We start from the raw sequence: 18,171 nt of genomic DNA on the forward strand, positions 1-18,171 counted from the left end.
GATGCCGCCTCCTTCGACGGTCTAGAGCTCGAATGTCGGGCCGGCGTTCGCCCCTGGATGCCCTGTGAGCGGGTTGCGGATGAGCCGGTTCATGCTGTCGCGGATGCGGAACATCTCCCAGACCGCCTTGAGCAGCAAGGCGGGCTGCCCGTTGTAGGCGAGATTGATACTGGTCAGGAAAGTGGCGTAGGACTGGTTGAACTCCTTGGCCGCCGCCAGGATCTCCGGGTCCCGGGCGAGGTCCGCCAGCTTGACGTCCGGCTTCACCGGATGGACGGCACTCCAGTCGACGTTCAGATCCGGGCCGGATGGCTCGCCCGGCTCATCGCCCTTCTGGTAATACCGCCCCTTCTCCAGTTGCTGGAACCTGTAGTAATGGGCGATCTCGTCCTGGCTGTCGAAGATGCCGCCGTGCAGTCCTTCGCCCTGCTCCGCGACGAGGGTGAGCGCCGCGACCGCGGTGTCGCGCCCAGTCACCTTGATGACATCGCCGCCACCCGAGTAGAAGTACTCGGGGGTCACCTGGCGTGCGGGATCGCCGGTGAAGATCGTCGTCCCCGCCTCGCGGGCCTGGTCCTCCAGATGGTTGATTCCGCGGATGATCTCCTCGTAGAACTCACCGATGCTCAGGAAGCGCTGGGTGGGTTCTCCGGGTACGAGGCCGAGGACGGTGCCGGACTCCTCCAGTTCCGCCAGTCTCTCCGGCGGCGGTGCCGCGCCGTCGGGCGTCAGACCGACGGCCGCCCAGTCCATCGGTACGAACCTGTCTTCCTCGCGGGCTGCCTGCGCGGGCTTCTCGATCTTGAGGAACGTGTCGAGAGCCTCGCGTGAGAACGGCCGGAGGTGCACCTTGAAGTAGTCGGGACCGCACGGCAGGTGCGTCGGGTAGTTCGGCACGAAGTTGGGCTTGGTGAGGTCCGGCGTCCCGCCCACGGCGTTCATGACGTTCGCGACCAGGGTGAGGTGCAGCATCTCCTCGACGGCCACGACCCTGATGACGTGCCAGGCATCCGAGTTCTTCCCCGGTTGCAGCGAGTAGAGGGCGGTCAGGTAGGGCGGGAGCGTCGCATGCTCCAACTGGAGTCCCTTGAAGAGGTAGTCGTGCAGCTCTTCGAGGGTCTGGATCTTGGAGTCCTGGGACGGCTCCGATGCTGAAACGGACATGTTCCCCCAATCGGTGGCGGTGGCGGTGGCGGTGGCGGTGGCGGTGGCGGTGGCGCGTTCGCCCCGCCGATCTGACGGCCGTCTAACCGCGGACGGTGACCGGCGCCTTCGCGGCACGCAGGTACCTGACGATGTGGGTCGAACTGCGGAAGGCGAGCGCCGCCATCGTCAGGCTGATGTTGGAGGTCCCGATCGAGGGCAGACTGCCGGGCCCGACGAGGTAGAGGTTGTCGTGGTCCCACGACTGCTGGGTGTGGTCGACCACCGAGTTCGCCGGGCCGGTCCCCATGATGTGGGTGCCCGCCAGGTGGTTGCCGCCCACGATGTTGTACCACTGGCCGTCGTGCTCGACGGCGCTGTAGCGGTCCTTGTCGTACGTGGTCCGGTCCTCTGCGCCCAGCCTCCCGAAGATGTCGGTGGCGAGCTTGCGGGCGAACGCCGCGCCCCGCATGGTGTAGGGCGGGATCTTGAGCGACACGACCGGCTTCAGGTTGTCGATGGCATCCCTGTACCGCTCGTCCACAGTGACCGTGTTGTTCCTGTCGGGCAGCAGGTCGATCATGAAGGCCAGCAGAAGCTGCCGGGAGATCTGGTTCCCGAGCGTGCTGCGCAGTTCCGCCCCGCGCAGGCCCCGCTCGTCGACGAGTTCGACCAGGTCCGTGTAGGGCGAGCCGGTCGCCCACCCCCAGCCGTCGTTGTGGATGTCCACGCCGAATCCGGCCTGGGTCCCGCGGAATCGCCCGCCGCGCAGGTCGGTGATTCCGCTCGTGCAGGACGTGCCACGCATCGTGCCGGCCGGCTCGGGCAGCAGTCCCCAGGACAGCAGGTACGCATGGTCCATCAGGTTGCGGCCGATCAGCTTGCTGCGGCTCATACGCTGCATGTCGGAGGCCAGCATGAGCCGGGCGTTCTCGATGGCGTGCGCGCAGAGGATGTAGACGGTGCCTTTCACCGTGTACGTCTCGTAACTGCTGGAGCCGGGTGACCGGTAGGTCTTGACGGTGATCCCGGTCACCCGTCGATCCTGCTCGTTGATCTCGACCTTGGACGCGACGGCCTGCGTCAGAATCTTGACGTTGCCCTTGCGGAGCGCCTTGGCCAGCGTCTTTCCCGCGTGGTATTTGGCCTGCACGGGGCAGATCGGGACGCAGTTGGTGTTGCCCTGACAGCGCTCGCCCTCTTCCACCTGACTCGTGCTCACCGCGCCGACCGGGACGAAGCCCTTGCCGCCGTCGTACGCAGCGTTGGGCACGCCGTTACGGGCCTGCGGAAAGCTCCGTACCTGGAGGGTGTAATCGTCGTCCGCCAGGTTGACCCGCATGCCGTCCACGCCGCGGGCGACCGTCTGGTCGAGGTAGGACGGCGGCATGCGGTGCATCGGGAAGACGTACCCCTTCGGGAAGTGCATTCCCAGGTATGCCTGGTCCTCGACTTCGGCGGCCACGCCCAGCTCGGCCTCGGCCTGCCGGTAATAGGGTTCCAGGTCGTCATAGCTGAGCGGCCAGTTCAACCCCTGCCCGTACTTGGTCCGCAGGTCGAAGTCCTCGGGCAGCATGCGCAGCGCCTTCCCCTCCCAATGCATGGAGGTGCCGCCGAGGACCCGCGTGAAGGTGGTGTCCGTGCAGTACGTGTCCTCTTGTACGAGGTAGAAGTCGTCCCGGGGCGTGTCCGGACGCACCGGCATCGTGTCGGTGCTCCTGGGCATCCGGGCATTCGGGTTGAACGGGTACGGTGACTGGTTGTCCTTGACGACCGCGCCGTAGAACCGCGACAGGTAGGACTCGTACTCGGCGAGGTCCAGGTCCTTGCCGGGGCCGGCTTCGAGGATCAGCACCTTGTGGCCCGCCCGGCTCAGCTGCTCGGCGACGATGGAACCCGCCATGCCGCCGCCGACGACAACGGCATCCCACTCGGCTCTCGCGGCCTCCGCGGCGCTGGTCTGCGTCGCGGCGCCGGCCGGGAAGATCGCCGGGTCTGCATCGTCGTAGGACGTCATTGATTCCCCTTGTCGCGTCTGGGTGACCATCGAAGGTCCGCTCCAGCGGAAGCCGCTCCGCCGCCGACTGCGGCGGCCGGACGCCGCACCATCGGCCGGTCGCCGCTCGTCGATTCCCTTGAGAATTGCGGGAAGAACCTCGACACGAGGCTTGCATATGTCGCTGTCATCCAGCTCCACCGCCGTGGAGATCCTGCCGGTAAACCCACCCTTCGGGCGTCATCCAGGCATCGATCCCCACCTCGCGTTGACGCGCGCGCATCCATGCTCGACCTCAACCGGAGTTGAGGGGCGAGTGTCGAGCGGCGGTCAGGACTGTTCGGTGAGGAAGGACACCACAGCGTCCAGGAATTCCGCCTGCCCTTCGACATTCGCCATGTGCACCGTGGGCAGGACGGTGAACCGCGCGCCGGGGACGGTCGCGGCGAGTTCCCTCCCGTGCGCGGCGGACGTGACGGTGTCGTGCTCGCCCGCGATGACCAGTGTCGGGTTGTGGATGAGCGTGGCAGTGCGGCGCAGGTCGTAGTCGCGCACCGCGGCCCAGCTCCCGGCCACGCCCTCGCGCCGCGTGGCGAGCAGGGTGCGGCGGAAGCCCTCGACGACCTCCTCGTCGCCTCGCAGCATGCGGGCCGGGAACCAGTTGTGCAGGAAGTCCTCCGCGGTGGCCCGCATGTCGGGGGCTTCCAGCAACTCGGCGATCGGGCGATCCCACCGGTTCGCCGGGCCGAGGTGCGCGGCGGTGTTGGAGAGCACCAGGCGGTCGACGCGCTCCGGAACGTGGATTCCCAGCCACTGCGCGACGATTCCGCCCAGCGACAGGCCCAGCACGTGCACCCGCCGCAGACCCAGGGCATCCAGCAACTCGACCACGTCACGTCCCAGCCGGTCGAGGGAGTACGGGCCGCTCGGGACGTCCGAGGCGCCGTGGCCGCGCGCGTCGTAGCGCAGCAGCCGGAAGTGTTCGGTCAGAGCCGGCACCTGGCCGTCCCACATGTGGAGGTCGGTACCGATGGAGTTCGAGAGCAGCAGTACCGGCTTGGTCTCGTCACCGTCGAAGCGGTAGGCGATGCGGACGCCATCGCCGGTGGTGATGGCGGTACGGGTCAGGGAAGTCATGTCAGCTCCAGTGCTCCAACGGCTATGCACGGAGCCTAGGAACACCGCCCGTAGAGTTCTATTACAAAGATCGGACGCACCCTGTAGGTTCTCTGGACAATGTCGAACTTCACGCTCCATGAGTTGCAGTGCTTCAACGCCGTTGTGCTCGCCGGCGGCTTCCAGGCCGCCGCCGAGCGGCTGCACCGCTCGCACCCTTCCGTGTTCGCGGCGGTGGCCAAGCTGGAGCGCCAGTTGGACCTGCGCCTGCTGGACCGCTCGGGCTATCGGGTTCAGCTCACCGAGGCGGGGCACGCCTTCCACCGCAAGGTGCGCTTCCTGCTGCACGAGGCCGAGGAACTGCGGACGTACGCGGCACAGTTGGCGATGGGTGAAGAGGCCGAACTGCGTGTGGTGCTCGGGGACCTGTGCCCACTTCCACCGGTGTTGGAAATGCTCAGCCGCTTCTTCGCGCGGTGCCCGCAGACACGACTGCATCTGCAGTTCGAGACGGTCACCGGCCCCTGGGAGCGGCTGCTGGAGGACGAAGCCGACCTCATCGTGCACCGCGTCCCCAAGAGCGACGTCCGGATGGAGTGGATCGATCTCGGCAGCGTCGCGCTGGTGCCGGTCGTGGCGCCCGGCTTCCTGCCCTTCCCTCCGGACACCGACATCACACCGCAACGGATGCGGGCCTTCACCCAGTGCATGATCCGGGATTCGGCGCGACAGCCCTCCGAACAGGGCCATTTCCTGGTCGAAGGCGCACCCCGAAGCTCCGTTCCCGACCATCTCATGAAGAAGGAGCTGGTCTTGCACGGCATGGCGTGGGGGCACGTGCCGCGGTTCCTGATCGAGAGCGAGTTGCGTGACGGAAGCCTGATGTCCATCGCCGGACGGCACTTTCCCGGTGTGATCGAGGAGCTGTCGGCAGCACGTCGCCGCGACCGGCCGCACGGGCCCGTCGCCGAGAAGCTGTGGGACTTCCTGGCCCGCCATGCTCCGCTCCTGCAGCCGACGCTGGGCCGTGTACCCACCGCGGAAGAGCGGACTTGACGTCCACTGAAGGTACGTCTGCGACGGTGGGCGTAGGCGTCGGCGGGTTACTCGCGGACCTGATCGTTCACTCCGCGATGCGCGTCACCGCTGTCCGCGCCCAGGCCCGACAGCAGGCGCAGGCCGTCCTCGGCGGTGCTGCCGGGGGCCGCGGACAGCACCAGCAGCTCCATGCCTGACTCATCCGGTAGTGCGAAGTTCTCCTGGTGCAGCTCCAGCAGTCCGACCAGCGGGTGCTGGAACGCCTTGCGTCCATGGGTGCGGGCGCGCACGTCCGCGCGCGCCCAGAGGCGACGGAAGCGCTCGCTGCCCATCGCCAGCTCGCCGATCAGCGAGGCCAGGTTGGGGTCCTCGGGGTACTTGCCGGCGGCCAGACGCAGGTGCCCGACCGCGTCGAGGGTGCAGTTCTCCCAGTCCGCGTACAGCCCGCGCTCGGCCTCGTCGAGGAAGATGTGCCGGGCAGTGTTCAGGCCCGGTATGGGCCGGCCGTAGAGGAGCCCGGCGAGGCGGTTCCCGGCGAGCACGTTCAGACGGTGGTCCATGATCAGCGCGGGTGCGTCGGTGACCAGGTCGAGGACGCGCAACAACTCCGGCCGGACCCGCCCGCCCGGCGCCTTCGCGCGGCGGCGGCGCTGCCGCGAGAGCCGGGAGAGGTGCCCGCGTTCGGTCCCGTCGAGACCGAGGACACGGGCGAGCGCGTCAAGGACCTGCTCGGAGGGCTGGGTCGCGCGGCCCTGCTCCAGGCGTACGTAGTAGTCGACGCTGACTCCGGACAGGTGCGCGACCTCTTCGCGACGCAACCCCTCGACCCGGCGACGACTGTCGGTGGGGATGCCGACGGCCGCCGGGTCGACCCGGGAGCGCCGGGTCCGCAGGAAGCTCGCAAGATCGTCCATGCCTCCCAGTATGGCCTCGCCGTGGCCCGCGGAGGTGGTACTGCCGATACCAGGAAGTCCAGTCCGACGGAAGAGGCGCCCCTGAACCCAGGGTGCCGCGACGCCCAGAATCGAAGGCATCCGATCAGAAGGCATCCGACGCGAAGGAGTTCTCGTGAAGACACTGATCGTCCATGCCCACCCCGAGCCGAAGTCGCTCAACAGCTCGCTGAAGGACCTCGCGGTGTCCACATTGGAGAATGCCGGGCACGCGGTGCAGGTCAGTGACCTGTACGCCATGAACTGGAAGGCGGTCGTGGACGCCGCCGACTACGGCCCCCATGCCTCGCATCCGCTGCGGGTCGCGCGGGACTCGGGCCGGGCCTACGACGCCGGGGCGCTCAGCCCGGACGTCCGCACCGAGCAGGAGAAGCTGCTGTGGGCCGACACGATCATCTTCCAGTTCCCGCTGTGGTGGTACACGATGCCCGCGATCCTCAAAGGCTGGGTGGACCGGGTGTTCACGTTCCACTTCGCGTACGGAGTCGGCGAGCACAGCGAAACCAAGTACGGGGAGCGCTTCGGCGAAGGGACCCTCGCGGGCCGCAGGGCCCTGCTGGCGGTGACCGTCGGCGGCGCGGAGTCGCATTACGCCGCCCGCGGGATCAACGGCCCCATCGACGATCTGCTCTTCCCGATCCAGCACGGCATCCTCTACTACCCGGGCATCGAAGTGCTGCCGCCGTTCGTGCTGTACGGCGCCGACCGGATGACCGACGATGACTACCCGGACATCGCCAAGGCATGGGAGCAGCGCCTGCTCACCCTGGAGTCGACCGATCCGATCGCCTTCCGGCGGCAGAACTTCGGGGACTACGAGATCCCCTCGCTGCACCTGAAGGAGGGGCTGGAGCCCGCCGGCCGCACGGGTTTCGGGCTGCACGTGCGGGGCTGACCGCGCGAGCACGGGCCGTGGACGCTTCGAGAGCCCCCCTCTGGCCAAGAACCCGAGCGCGGCTTTGACTTGTTCATCCATGGCAACGTTCGACCATGGCAACGGCGGTGAAGGGACACGGACGTGCGCGCACGGGGCATCAACTACGACACGGGGTTCCTCCCAGGGGAGGAACTCTCCCGCAAGGAGTTCACCCCAGAGACGGTCCGGCACGACATGGCGGTGATCCATGGGGATCTCCACTGTGACGCCGTTCGTGTCTCGGGGCGAGATCCTGAACGGCTGAGCATCGCTGCGCAGCACGCTGCGGACGCCGGCCTTGAGGTCTGGTTCGCCCCGTTTCCCGTGGACCTGCCCCGCGACCGGCTGCTCCCGTTCTTCGCCGACTGCGCCGCTCGGGCCGAAGCCGTACGGGCGGCCGGCGCCGATGTGGTGTTCGTCGCCGGCTGCGAGATCAGTGCGTTCTGCGGTGGGTTCATCCCTGGCGACACCTACGGCGACCGTATGCGGGCCATGGCCGCCGCCGACATGGAGTGGTGGTCCTCCCTCGGACCGGTGCAAGAGCGCCTCAACGACTTCCTCGGCCGGATCGCCGCGACCGTCCGTACCCACTTCGGCGGGCAGGTCACCTACGCGTCGGCTCCCTGGGAGTTCGTCGACTGGGGAGCGTTCGACCTGGTCGGCATCGACGCCTACCGGGCCGCCTACAACGCCGACAGCTTCCGTGACGAGCTGCGTGGACACCTCGCCCACGGCAAGCCCGTCGCGGTGACCGAATTCGGAACCTGCGCGTACCAGGGCGCGGGAGAACGTGGCGGAATGGCCTGGCAGGTGCCGCACAACGCCATCCCGGACGAAGACGAGCAGGCCCGCTACCTCACGGAACTGCTGGACGTCTTCGAAGAGGAAGGCGTGGACACGGCGCTCTGGTTCACCTTCGCCGGTTACAGCAGGCCCGGAGCACAAGACCTGGGCTCCTACGGCGTCGTCAGGATGCTCGACGAGGAGCGCTGGGAACCGAAGAAGGCCTTCCACACGATGGCAGCCAGATACCGACGCGGCTGACGCACCGGGGCCGCCCCTGCCCTTGACAGCACCCGCCAGGAGACGAGCCCCGAAAGCCCTAGTCGCCGAGGGGATCGGTGTGTACGGGAAGCAGGATGCGGAACGTGGCGCCCTCACCGGGGGCGGTGTCGACTTCTATCCGGCCGTGATGGGCGGCGACCAGGGAGTGGGCGATGGACAGGCCCAGGCCGGCGCCGCCGGTCCGCGTCCGGCCTCGGGCGGTGTCGGCGCGGTAGAAGCGATCGAAGATGCGGGCGGCCTGTTCGGCTGTCATCCCGGGCCCCTGGTCGCTCAGTTCGAGGATCGCCGAGGTGTGATGGGTGCCCACACCGATCCGGACGGGACTGCCGGCCGGTGTGTGAGCGATGGCGTTGCCGATCAGGTTGGACATGACCTGGCGCAGCCTCGCCTCGTCTCCCAGCACGGGGGCGGCTGCCGGCGGGCCGCCGCCCGGCCCGGTCAGGGTGATCGCCCGGTCGGCGGCGAGGGCTCTCAGGTCGTGCAGGGCGTCAGCCGCCAGGGTGCGCAGGTCCATCGGGGTCGGCTTCAGCGGCAGCCGGGTGCTCGCGGTGGTGTCCTCGTCCAGGCGCGCCAGCAGCAGGAGGTCCTCGACGATGTGCGTCAGGCGGGCCGATTCGCGCTCGATGCGGTGCATCGCGGTGTCGACGTCCGCCCGCTCGGGCATGCCTCCCATGCGGTACAGCTCCGTGAAGCCTTTGATCCCGAACAGGGGTGTACGCAGTTCATGGCTGGCGTCCGCGATGAAGGTGCGCATCCGGTCGTTGGTGGCCGCCCGCGCCGCGTCACCGGCTTCGATCCGGTCCAGCATCCCGTTGAGGGCGGTGGCCAGGCGCCCCAGTTCCGTACGGGCGGAGGCCAGGTCGGGGACCCGCCGGGACAGGTCACCGCCGGCGATGGCGGCCGCGGTCGTCTCGATGCGCCGCAGGGGGCGCAGCCCGGCGCGCACGGCGAACCAGCCGATGACGCCCAGCAGGACGAGGACCAGGGAATCGATCACCAGCATCCGCAGTCCCAGGCCCCGGACCGTGCCGTTCACACCTTCCAGTGAGCCGGCCACCACGATGCTTCCCGCGGAAGACGTGCCTCCGCCCCCGTCCCCATCTCCGTCCCCACCTCCCCCCTGGCCCCTGTCCCTGTCCTGTCGCGGCAAGGAGCGCACCGGTTGGGCGATCACCCGCCAGTCGCTGCCGCCGCCCGACGCCTGAAAGGGGGCACCGCCGCGGGCCGCGACCGCCGCTGTGTCCAGACGCGGCAGCTCGGGTGTGCCGCCCACCGCGGGACGCGGGCCCTGCGCGACACTGCCGTCGGCGTGCAGACGGACCACGTAGACGTCGCCGGTCAGCTGACGATCCATCGCATCGCGCACCTGAGGTGCGGTGACGTCGAGGTCCTTGCCGAGACCGGGCAACTGCGCTGCCGCTGCGGCGGCCGTGCCCAGCCGCTCGTCCAGCTGGTCCACCAACTGCCGCTGGAGGAGGGTGATCAGCAGGGCGTTGCTGGCGAGCAGGGCGGCCACGACCAGCAGCAGGCAGATGATCACCAGGCGGGTCCGCAGCGACAGACGCGCGGCACCGCGGCGTATCGACGCGATGGTCATGCCCTGGGCCTGCGCAGGACGTAACCGGTGCCGCGCACGGTGTGGATCAGCTTGGTCCCACCGGTGTCGATCTTCCGGCGAAGGTAGCTCACGTAGGAGGCCACGATGGAGTCATCGCCGCCGAAGTCGTAATGCCAGACCCGGTCCAGCAGTTGTTCCCGGGACAGGACCTGCCCGGCGTTCTCCATCAGCACGCGCAGCAGGTTGAACTCGGTCGGGGACAGGGGAACCGGCACGCCGTGCCGGGTGACCTGATGGCTGTCGACGTCCAGTTCCAGATCGCCCACCGTGACGCGGTTCTCAGCGTGATGGCCGCTGGTGCGGCGCAGCACGGCCTGGATGCGCAGGACCAGCTCCTCCAGGTTGAACGGCTTGGTGACGTAGTCGTCCCCGCCCGCCCGCAGCCCGCTGATCCGGTCCTCGGCGGCGTCCCGTGCGGTGAGGAAGAGGATCGGCGGATGTCCTGTGCGCGCGTCCGGGCGCGCGCGCAGGCGGCGGGCGACCTCGAAGCCGTCGATGTCCGGCAGCATCACGTCCAGCACGATGAGGTCCGCCTGATGCCTGCGTACCGCTTCCAGCGCCTGCGTGCCGCTCTCGGCCGAGTCCACGTGGAAGCCGGCCAGCCGCAGGCTCGCTGACAGCAGCTCGCGCAGGGTGGGCTCGTCCTCCACGAGGAGGAGGCGTTGTTTCGTTGTCATGGCATCTGTCCCCGACCGGTGGTCCACTGCCCGCCCAGTGTCCCTGCCGTATCAGGCATCGCGCTCGCGGAACACGACGAACGCCACCGCGAGGAGCGCGGCCACGCACCCCGCCATGACGCCGAGCCCGGCCCAGGGGGCCAGGGCTTCGGGGTCCCGGACAGCGGTGATGATCTGCCCACCGGCGATGGGCGGCCAGAACTTCGCGACCCGGTCGCCGAGCGCGCCGGGCAGCGCGGGCGCGAACGCCTGGACGATGAGCAGCACGCCGAACAGCGTCGTCACCGTAGCGGTCGTAGAGCGGATCACCGCGCCCAGAGCCAATCCGAAGAGGGCGGCCAACGCCAGATACAGGCCACCGCCGAAGACGCCGCGCAGTGCCGCACCATCCGACAGCGCCAGGGTCGGAGCGCCCGCCCCGGACAGCGAAGCCTGCCCGACGAGAAACCCGCCGAGCGACACCACGATCCCGACCGGCAGGGCCACTCCCACCAGCACCAGGGCCTTCGATCCCAGGACCCGAGCCCGGTGCGGCACGGAGGTGAGGGTGGGCACGATCGTGCGCGCCCCGTATTCGGAGGTCATCACCAGGCCGCCCAGCAGGCCGAACGCGATCTGCGCCACCAGGTAGCCCATCAGACTGGTCGCCAGCGGATCGAACGCGGCCTGGTCGGCGGGCGAAAGGTCCGCGTACTCGCCGCCTGCCGACGAACCGTTCAGCGCGGCCAGGCCCACAGTGAAGGCCAGCGCGCCCAGGAGCACCAGCAGCGTCGACCGCATCGTCCGGATCTTGACCCACTCGGCGTGCAGGCTGTGCCAGAAGGTCGCCCGGCCCGAGTTCGCACGGCTCGGCGCGGGCTCCCCGCTGTCCGTACGAGAGGGCGGCCGCACCGGAACCGGCGCCGGCTCGGGATGCGTGGAAGGGCGGCTCATCAGTGCGTCTCCTTCTCGGCCTGGTACTCCACCGCGTCGCGGGTCAGGTCCATGAACGCCTTCTCCAGCGACACCTGACGCGGCGACAGCTCGTGCAGCTCCACTCCGCCCGCCGCGGCCAGCGCTCCTATCCTGGCGGCTTCCAGGCCGGTGACCACGAGCGTGTCGCTGTCCTCGGTCCGCACGCCGGCGGCGCCGGCCAGCAGCGGCCGGAGCGTCCCGGCCCGCGGGGTGCGCACCAGGACCTCGCGCTCGGAGTGCGCTTCGATGAAGTCCCTCATCGTGGTGTCCGCGATCAGCTTGCCGCGCCCGACGACGATGAGATGGTCCGCGGTCAGCTCCATCTCACTCATCAGATGGCTGGACATCAGCACGACACGTCCCTCGGCGGCCATCCTGCGCATGAGCGAGCGGATCCACACGATGCCCTCCGGGTCGAGGCCATTGAGGGGCTCGTCGAAGACCAGGACCGGCGGATCGCCCAGCAGCGCGGCGGCGATCCCCAGGCGCTGGCGCATGCCGAGGGAGAAGGTCCCGGCCCTGCGCCGCGCGACTTTCTCCAGTCCCACCTCGGCCAGTACCTGGCCCACGCGGTCGCGCGAGATCCCGTTGCCGGCCGCGAGGGCGAGCAGGTGATGGAAGGCAGTGCGGCTGGGCAGCACCGCGCCGGGGTCCAACAGTGCCCCGACCGCCTTGAGCGGCGCGGGCTGGGCGCTGTACGGCCGGCCCTGCACGGTCGCGGTGCCCGAGTCGGCGGCGTCCAGGCCCAGAATCATCCGGAGGGTCGTCGACTTGCCCGCGCCATTGGGCCCCAGGAAACCGGTGACCTCTCCCGCGCGGACGCCGAAGGTCAGCTCGTCCACGGCGAGGACCTCACCGTAGCGCTTGGTCAGTCCACATACGTCGATCATCGAGTCTCCACAGGCCAACAGTGGCAAAGGCGCCCGCGATGACCACGAGCACCGCATCAGCGTCACCCGCGGACATGGGAGCACATAGGAGAACATGAACGCCGCCTGGCACCTCTGCTCCCGTGACCTGCACCGATCGGACCGTCGACTGTCTTCGGGGCAAGGTCCTCACATGAAACTCACACGAAGCCGGGCCGCGACGCAGGCCAGTCCCGGAGAAACCCTGCGGCTGCCCCACGAGGCGGACTCCGACCTCCGCACGGGATTGCGTCAGGACCTGCTGCTCCTACTGGGCTTCCCGCACATTCCCGGCCTCGACCTGGCAGTCGTCGGGAGTCATGGGCGTGAGTGCACGTAACGTGCGACCTCTTGCCCGCAGAACCGTCTCAGAACTCGCTTCGAGGGTTCCGAGACGGTTCCGGAAGGTAGGGCCGGTTTCACCGCACGACGACGTTGTCCGCGGTCGAAGTCGAAGGGCCGGTGGTGGTGTTGCCGTAGTACGCCCAGCGCCACGCGCCCGTCTTGGACGCCTTCACGGTCGTCCTGAGGGCACCCGATCCATTGGCGTGCACCTTCTTCACCGTGGTGTAGGAGGTGGCTCCGCTGGGCTTGAACTGGAGACTCACCAGGCGGCCTCCGTAGGAGGCGTACTTCTTCGTCTCCCAGTTGGCCCGCGTCACCTTGCCGGTCACGGTGATGGTCTTGCCCTCGGCCACCGGCTCGGGCGAGGCGTTCACACTCAGGCGGGAGTTGCGCTTGACGTAGGCGGTCAGGCCCTTGTCGTCGACGTCACCGCCGTCGCCCTCGAAGGACACCTCGGCCGCGACCTTCCAGGCCCCGGCCTCGCTGTTGCGCATGTCCCACTCGCTGGGGTCGAAGTACATCGTCTCGTTGAAGTCGCAGACTCCCCGGCTCACTTCGTGGCAGTCGCTCGTTTCGATGGCGTGCCACAGTCGGTCCTGCGTATTGCCGCGGTACAGGAACACCGCCGGCCACTCCCACTTGTGGTTGGTGGCCATCCGGAAGGAGGCGGGCACCGCGACCTCCTCGGACACCCCGATCACGATCGGCTTGCCGCCGTTCACCTGGACGCGAGTGAAGGAGACCCCACCCTCGGCCGCCCCGGCCGGCACTGCGGCCACGCCGGTGAACACCGCCGCCGCGCCGACGGCCACAACAGCTCTGCATGCCTTCTTGCCCACCTGATCTCCGATCTCTGGGTCTCTGTTTCTCTGTATCTCTGTACCGAAAGACGCCGGAGAGCCCTCCTCCGGCGTCTTCCAGACTGCCGGGGTCCCTGAGGGGTTGCGCACCTGCGGATCACGATCGGGCATCGGAGGGTCTTCGCCTTGAGCGTCTGATGTCGAGGTGCGTCCAGCCGTCGTATGCGGTGGGTCTCAGAGCGCCCGAGTCGCGGGCGCGCCGTCCTCGTCAGGGCGGGCGAGGCGAGCGGCGGTCTCCGTGGCCGCCGGGTTTCGAAGGGCGGTGACCGGCATGCGCCAGGCGCCGTCCCAGCCGCAGCCGTGGTCCGAGTGGGGATGCCGGCTGTTCGGCGAAGTGCATGATGCCGTCATCGCCCGCGCTGCCGTCCGGCGTGCTGGTGCTCCGGTCGCAGTCGTGTCGTGCTGGGCGTGCGCAGCCCGGCTGCCGGATGCCCGGGGCGCGGTGGGCTTGCGGTGCAATCAGCCGCAGTTGGCGAGCCGGACTGGCGGCCGTGGTGGTAGGTGGCGCGTGGCCGGTGTGTCGAGGTGGACCGGAGGACGGCGATCGCTGCGGCTGGTGTGGCCCAAGTGAGCAAAGTGCCTGGAGTAGTCTGCCCGTGTGGACGCTACGGATGAGGTGCGGAGTCTTCCCGACTGGCGGGTGCTCGTCGTCGGTGGCGCGTCGGGGATGGGGAAGACCGGTGTCGGGCGGGCATTGGCACGAAGGTACGGCGTTCCCGTCGTGGAGGTCGACGACATCGTGGAGGCCCTCCTTGCGGTGACACGGCCCGAGCACCTGCCGGAGGTCCACTTCTGGCGCACTCACCCGGAGGCTGCCCGCCGGGCGCCCGAGTCGGTGGTCGAGCGGCAGATCGCGATCGCCGAGGCGCTGGCGCCGGCGATCGAGGCGGTGGTGGCCAACCATGTGGACACCGACACCCCGGTGATCCTTGAAGGGGACTACGTCCTGCCTGGACTGCCTGGACTGCCTGGACTGCCTGGACTGCCCGGACTGCCCGGACCGGCGACGGCCAAAGGTCCGGTCCGTGCCGTCTTCCTCCACGAGGACGACGAGGGGCAGGTGACGGCCAACTACCTGCGCCGGGAGCCGGAGGCCGGACCGCAGCGCCATCGCGCACGCGTCAGCGTGCTGTACGGACGGTGGCTCGCCGCACAGGCGCGGGCGGCCGGTGTGCCGGTCGTCGCTCCCCGCCCGTGGGAGGACCTGGTCAGCCGTGTCGCCGAGATGGTGGAGGACGCCCCTACTGAACCCCTGGCGTCAACCCGAACCACCACCACCTCCGCCCCTTGACCCCCTGCTGTCAACTATCGCCCAGGCTCCGCGGGGCTGAGAAGCAGGCACTCGTGCTGCGCTGCGAGACAGGAGAGCGGCCCGCAAGGCGCTCGCCGGCGCAGTCTTGCGCGAAGCGGAGGGCCGACTGCCGCGCGAAAAGATACAAGTGCACGTGCAGGTACCGGTAATGACCCAGTACCACTGAGTTCGATCACGGAGCCCTCAGACGCATCGTGCGACGTCGTGGCCGCGGGGGTAGCTCGCGAGGCAGCCCATGAGCGAGCGATGGCGTACCACGTCATGAGGGCCCCGGCACGAGCCGGGACCCTCAGCTCAGTTGCAGAGACCGCTGCACGGCGCCAGCCACAGGGGGCCGCAGCCGTAGTCCGTCCAGGTGCACCCGCTGTAGCACACCGAGGAGCAGCTGCCGGTCCCCGTCCCGCATCGGGAGTTGCAGTCCTGGGCCTGGACGCCTTGGCCGCGCCGAGGTGCCGTGCCGTGCGGGTCGGCGGGGCCGAGCGTCCTGAGCACCGCCCGGGCACCGCTCTCGCCGAATGCCGACACGACCGCCGTCTCCAGCTCGTCGGCGGCGGCTCCCTTCCCGTGTCGTGCAATGATCTGCGGTGCCAGCCGGGTCGCGTCGTCCAGGACGGCGAACTGCTTGGCCGACAGACCCGGGTGCGTCTTCCGGTAGTGCGCGAAGTGCGCCACCCACAGATCGCTTCGGGCCGAGGTGGACAGTGCTCCGTAGACGGCGCGCCGGTAGTCCGCGGGGTAGGAGACGAACTCGGCGTAGCTGGTGGGCAGTCGGTCGAGATGGGTCTGTACCCAGCGTGACGCCTTGCTCCCCTTGGCGCGGGACACCGCCTGCGCGGGTGACGTTGCCAGACCGCCGGTGACCAGGAACGTCCCCAGAGCCAGCCCCGGCACGGCCTTGAGGATTCCGCGACGACCCGGTGACCGCAGCGCGTCGAGGCCGCGGAGCGCGCGCACCACCCGCAGCGAGTCGGCCGGTCCCAGGAGCCTCGCCAGGCGCAAGGACAGCGCGGTGCCGGTCCAGGCCCGCACCTGGTCACCGTCGACCGCCAGCAGGGTCGGCGCCCACTCGGCCCCTTCCCCCAGGGCTCGCGCGCGCAGCGAACGGACCCTGGGGTCCGTGAGGCCGGCGGTGGTGAACGTTCCGTCAACGGAGTTCCTCACCCGGTCGACGACTTCTTCGCAGAATCGGCAGTCGGCGTCGAATGCCAGAATCCACTCGCTCATGAACTTCTCCCCACGTTTGCGTGACGAACCGTTCCGTGGCGCCCGTCCGGTACACGCTCGCACGTCTTTCGCCGCGTGCGTGGCTTTTCGACACTCGCGCTCCCGAGATGTTGCCGCCGCAGCCTTCTGCGCAGGCTGCACCCCTCAGGCCGCGGGAGTCCAGTCGGTGGGGTGGCTGATGTGCCGGCGGTACTCGCGTCGCTGGTGGTGTTTTTGGTGGGCGCGGGCCAGGGCCCATGCGGTGGCGGTGAGGGGGAGTGCGGCCCACAGCAGGTACAGGGCCGGGCGGTAGGTCTCCGCGGGGTGTGCGGTGAAGGCTGCGGTGAGGGTCATGGCGAGGGCGAGGTGGTGGCACAGCAGACGCCCGGTGTGGCGGGCGAGGGCGTCGGCTCTGGGGGTGGTCACCGTTGGGACTCCTGGCAGTGGGCGCCGGCCGCTCGTGGGCCGGGCAGGGGTGGCTCGGGCAGGAGTGGGGGGAGGGTGGTGCGTGGGGGTGTGAACACGGTTGCCCCTGATGGGCAGGGTGATGCCTGTCTGTTCGTGCCATTCCGAGGGTGGGGACAACTCCCCTCAAAGCAGCACACCATTACGGGAGAAAGAAAGACAATGGGCACCTTTTCGATGGTTCAGACCTGACGTGAAAGGCTCGTGGAGAACCGCAGTCGGCTTCCGTGCGCACCGCACCGCACCGTTCGATTCCGGCCGCTCGCAATCCGGACGCGGATACCGGCCGGGGGAGGGGCTGATTCCGGGCAGCGTGATGCGAATGTGGCGGAGGCCGAGCCGTCCGAAGGGGTCGCCCGGTGGCGGGCGGCGCAGCAGAAGCGCGCCAGGGCGGCGAGACCACCACCAAGCATCGGGACAGGTCGGTGTCCGCAGCACGGGTGGGAATGAAGGAGGGGAAGGAAGGAGGGATGGACCTCTCACGCCGCAGGGAACGCCGGCGCATACGACGTCTCGTCCGCCGGAGCGAAACAGAACTGGACCGCCGGAGAACGGGCGTGCGACGCAGGGCCGGACTGCGCAGGGGCGGACTCGTCTTGACCGTGACCGTCGTGGCCGTCCTCGGTGTACTGCTCCCCTGGCTGGTATGGCGTGGTCCGTACGTGCTCGACGCCAAGTACCTGGACCGGTCGAAGCTGTCGGACGGATCCGCGGCCTTGGTGACGGGGCTGCGGACCGCGCTGGTCGGTCTGCTCGCGGCACTGGGCGCCGGCGTCGCGCTGCTGTACACCGCGCGGACGTACCGCCTGACCCGCCGTGGCCAGATCACTGACCGCTTCACCAAGGCCCTGGAAAGGCTCAGTTCGTCGGACATCTACGTACGCGTCGGCGGGATTCTGGCTCTGGAACAGATCTTCCACGACGCGCCCGACCAGGTGGCTGCTGACGCCGCCCGGGTCCTGGGCCACTTCATCCGCGAGCGGGCTCCGCGCGCCCGCGTTGAGCCGGCGGGTCCGGATGAGGAGCCGCTGCCCGACCAGCCTGACGCCGATGTCCAGGCGGCGCTCACGGCCCTGACCCGGCCGGAGTTGCGTAAGTACACGAACATGTACGGAGACCTGGACCTGCATGAGATGCACTTGGCGGGCGCTGACCTACGACGGGCCGACCTGACCGAAGGCGCCCTGGACGGCATCAACCTTGCCGGTGCCAACCTGAGCGGAGCCACCTTGACGGCCGCTCACCTCAGTCGTGCGACGCTCTGCGGAGCGACACTGGATCGCGGTGAACTGATGTGGGCACTACTGGACGAGGCGGATCTGACCGGTGCTCGGTTGGTCGGGGCAAGGTTGATCGAAGCCTCCCTGTGGCACGCGAAACTCGACGGTGCCGTGTTGCGGGACGCCGTACTGCTGCGCGCGAACCTCGAAGACGCCTCACTGGCGAAGGCGAACCTGCAACGGACACTGCTGCACCGCGCGGACCTGACCGGGGCAACCCTGACAGGTGCCCACGTGTACGAGGCGATCGGCCTGACGCCGCAGCAGATGGCGAGCGTCGGCACGGACGAGACGGTGTTCTGGTGGTAGCGGACAAATGCCG

General features: G+C 69.0%; 17 protein-coding genes. 6 read left to right on the forward strand and 11 right to left on the reverse strand.

Features of this window, described 5'->3' with window-relative positions; translation table 11 throughout:
* Positions 1 to 21: 21 nt before the first annotated feature.
* The 3 genes from AB0I16_RS26845 to pcaD all read right to left on the reverse strand — a co-directional run bounded on the left by AB0I16_RS26845 (position 22) and on the right by pcaD (position 4,276).
* On the reverse strand, positions 22 to 1,164 hold the full coding sequence (locus AB0I16_RS26845; RefSeq protein WP_363252148.1) for a ferritin-like protein: 1,143 nt from the start codon (positions 1,162 to 1,164) through the stop codon (positions 22 to 24).
* Positions 1,165 to 1,246: 82 nt separating this feature from the next.
* Entirely contained in the window at positions 1,247 to 3,160 is a 1,914-nt protein-coding gene (locus AB0I16_RS26850) for a GMC family oxidoreductase (protein WP_363252149.1), read from the reverse strand.
* A gap of 309 nt (positions 3,161 to 3,469) precedes the next feature.
* A complete protein-coding gene (pcaD, locus tag AB0I16_RS26855) occupies positions 3,470 to 4,276 on the reverse strand; it encodes a 3-oxoadipate enol-lactonase (protein ID WP_363252150.1) in 807 nt (268 codons plus the stop codon).
* Between the two features lie 99 nt (positions 4,277 to 4,375).
* On the opposite strand from pcaD, the gene AB0I16_RS26860 reads away from it, so the two are divergent.
* The gene (locus tag AB0I16_RS26860; RefSeq protein WP_363252151.1) at positions 4,376 to 5,311 is read left to right on the forward strand and encodes a LysR family transcriptional regulator; all 936 of its coding nucleotides are present in this window, start codon (positions 4,376 to 4,378) and stop codon (positions 5,309 to 5,311) included.
* Positions 5,312 to 5,358: 47 nt separating this feature from the next.
* On the opposite strand, the gene AB0I16_RS26865 is transcribed toward AB0I16_RS26860, so the two are convergent.
* Positions 5,359 to 6,207: a helix-turn-helix transcriptional regulator gene (locus tag AB0I16_RS26865; RefSeq protein WP_363252152.1), complete on the reverse strand. Its 849-nt coding sequence runs from the start codon at positions 6,205 to 6,207 to the stop codon at positions 5,359 to 5,361.
* A gap of 154 nt (positions 6,208 to 6,361) precedes the next feature.
* Here AB0I16_RS26865 and AB0I16_RS26870 point away from each other — a divergent pair, with 154 nt between their 5' ends.
* Entirely contained in the window at positions 6,362 to 7,141 is a 780-nt protein-coding gene (locus AB0I16_RS26870) for an NAD(P)H-dependent oxidoreductase (protein WP_363252153.1), read from the forward strand.
* A 123-nt stretch (positions 7,142 to 7,264) separates the two neighbouring features.
* Positions 7,265 to 8,206: a hypothetical protein gene (locus AB0I16_RS26875; protein WP_363252154.1), complete on the forward strand. Its 942-nt coding sequence runs from the start codon at positions 7,265 to 7,267 to the stop codon at positions 8,204 to 8,206.
* A gap of 58 nt (positions 8,207 to 8,264) precedes the next feature.
* Here the strand turns inward: AB0I16_RS26875 and AB0I16_RS26880 are convergent, their stop codons facing one another.
* The 4 genes from AB0I16_RS26880 to AB0I16_RS26895 are packed head-to-tail and all read right to left on the reverse strand — an operon-like array spanning position 8,265 to position 12,366.
* Positions 8,265 to 9,824 carry a HAMP domain-containing sensor histidine kinase gene (locus AB0I16_RS26880; RefSeq protein ID WP_363252155.1) on the reverse strand — a complete coding sequence of 520 codons (1,560 nt, stop codon included), beginning with the start codon at positions 9,822 to 9,824 and terminating at the stop codon, positions 8,265 to 8,267.
* Complete coding sequence (locus AB0I16_RS26885) at positions 9,821 to 10,522, reverse strand: response regulator transcription factor (RefSeq protein ID WP_363252156.1); 702 nt, start codon at positions 10,520 to 10,522, stop codon at positions 9,821 to 9,823. The genes AB0I16_RS26880 and AB0I16_RS26885 overlap by 4 nt, the downstream gene beginning before the upstream one ends.
* A 51-nt stretch (positions 10,523 to 10,573) precedes the next feature.
* Positions 10,574 to 11,455 carry an ABC transporter permease gene (locus AB0I16_RS26890; RefSeq protein ID WP_363252157.1) on the reverse strand — a complete coding sequence of 294 codons (882 nt, stop codon included), beginning with the start codon at positions 11,453 to 11,455 and terminating at the stop codon, positions 10,574 to 10,576.
* Entirely contained in the window at positions 11,455 to 12,366 is a 912-nt protein-coding gene (locus AB0I16_RS26895; protein ID WP_363252158.1) for an ATP-binding cassette domain-containing protein, read from the reverse strand. The genes AB0I16_RS26890 and AB0I16_RS26895 overlap by 1 nt, the downstream gene beginning before the upstream one ends.
* A gap of 172 nt (positions 12,367 to 12,538) precedes the next feature.
* Between AB0I16_RS26895 and AB0I16_RS26900 the strand changes: the two genes are divergently transcribed.
* Positions 12,539 to 12,724: a hypothetical protein gene (locus tag AB0I16_RS26900; RefSeq protein WP_363252159.1), complete on the forward strand. Its 186-nt coding sequence runs from the start codon at positions 12,539 to 12,541 to the stop codon at positions 12,722 to 12,724.
* A gap of 79 nt (positions 12,725 to 12,803) precedes the next feature.
* Here AB0I16_RS26900 and AB0I16_RS26905 read toward each other — a convergent pair whose 3' ends face one another.
* Complete coding sequence (locus AB0I16_RS26905; protein ID WP_363252160.1) at positions 12,804 to 13,568, reverse strand: hypothetical protein; 765 nt, start codon at positions 13,566 to 13,568, stop codon at positions 12,804 to 12,806.
* 619 nt (positions 13,569 to 14,187) lie between these two features.
* Between AB0I16_RS26905 and AB0I16_RS26910 the strand changes: the two genes are divergently transcribed.
* Positions 14,188 to 14,880, forward strand: coding sequence for a hypothetical protein (locus AB0I16_RS26910; RefSeq protein WP_363252161.1), 693 nt, complete (start codon positions 14,188 to 14,190; stop codon positions 14,878 to 14,880).
* A gap of 315 nt (positions 14,881 to 15,195) precedes the next feature.
* Here AB0I16_RS26910 and AB0I16_RS26915 read toward each other — a convergent pair whose 3' ends face one another.
* Positions 15,196 to 16,125 carry a bacteriocin fulvocin C-related protein gene (locus AB0I16_RS26915; RefSeq protein WP_363252162.1) on the reverse strand — a complete coding sequence of 310 codons (930 nt, stop codon included), beginning with the start codon at positions 16,123 to 16,125 and terminating at the stop codon, positions 15,196 to 15,198.
* 144 nt (positions 16,126 to 16,269) lie between these two features.
* Positions 16,270 to 16,530, reverse strand: a complete 261-nt coding sequence (locus AB0I16_RS26920; protein ID WP_363252163.1) for a hypothetical protein — start codon at positions 16,528 to 16,530, stop codon at positions 16,270 to 16,272.
* A 641-nt stretch (positions 16,531 to 17,171) separates the two neighbouring features.
* Here AB0I16_RS26920 and AB0I16_RS26925 point away from each other — a divergent pair.
* The gene (locus AB0I16_RS26925; RefSeq protein WP_363252194.1) at positions 17,172 to 18,158 is read left to right on the forward strand and encodes a pentapeptide repeat-containing protein; all 987 of its coding nucleotides are present in this window, start codon (positions 17,172 to 17,174) and stop codon (positions 18,156 to 18,158) included.
* Positions 18,159 to 18,171 lie beyond the last annotated feature (13 nt).

This window comes from Streptomyces sp. NPDC050703, assembly GCF_040654435.1.
Lineage (GTDB): Bacteria > Actinomycetota > Actinomycetes > Streptomycetales > Streptomycetaceae > Streptomyces.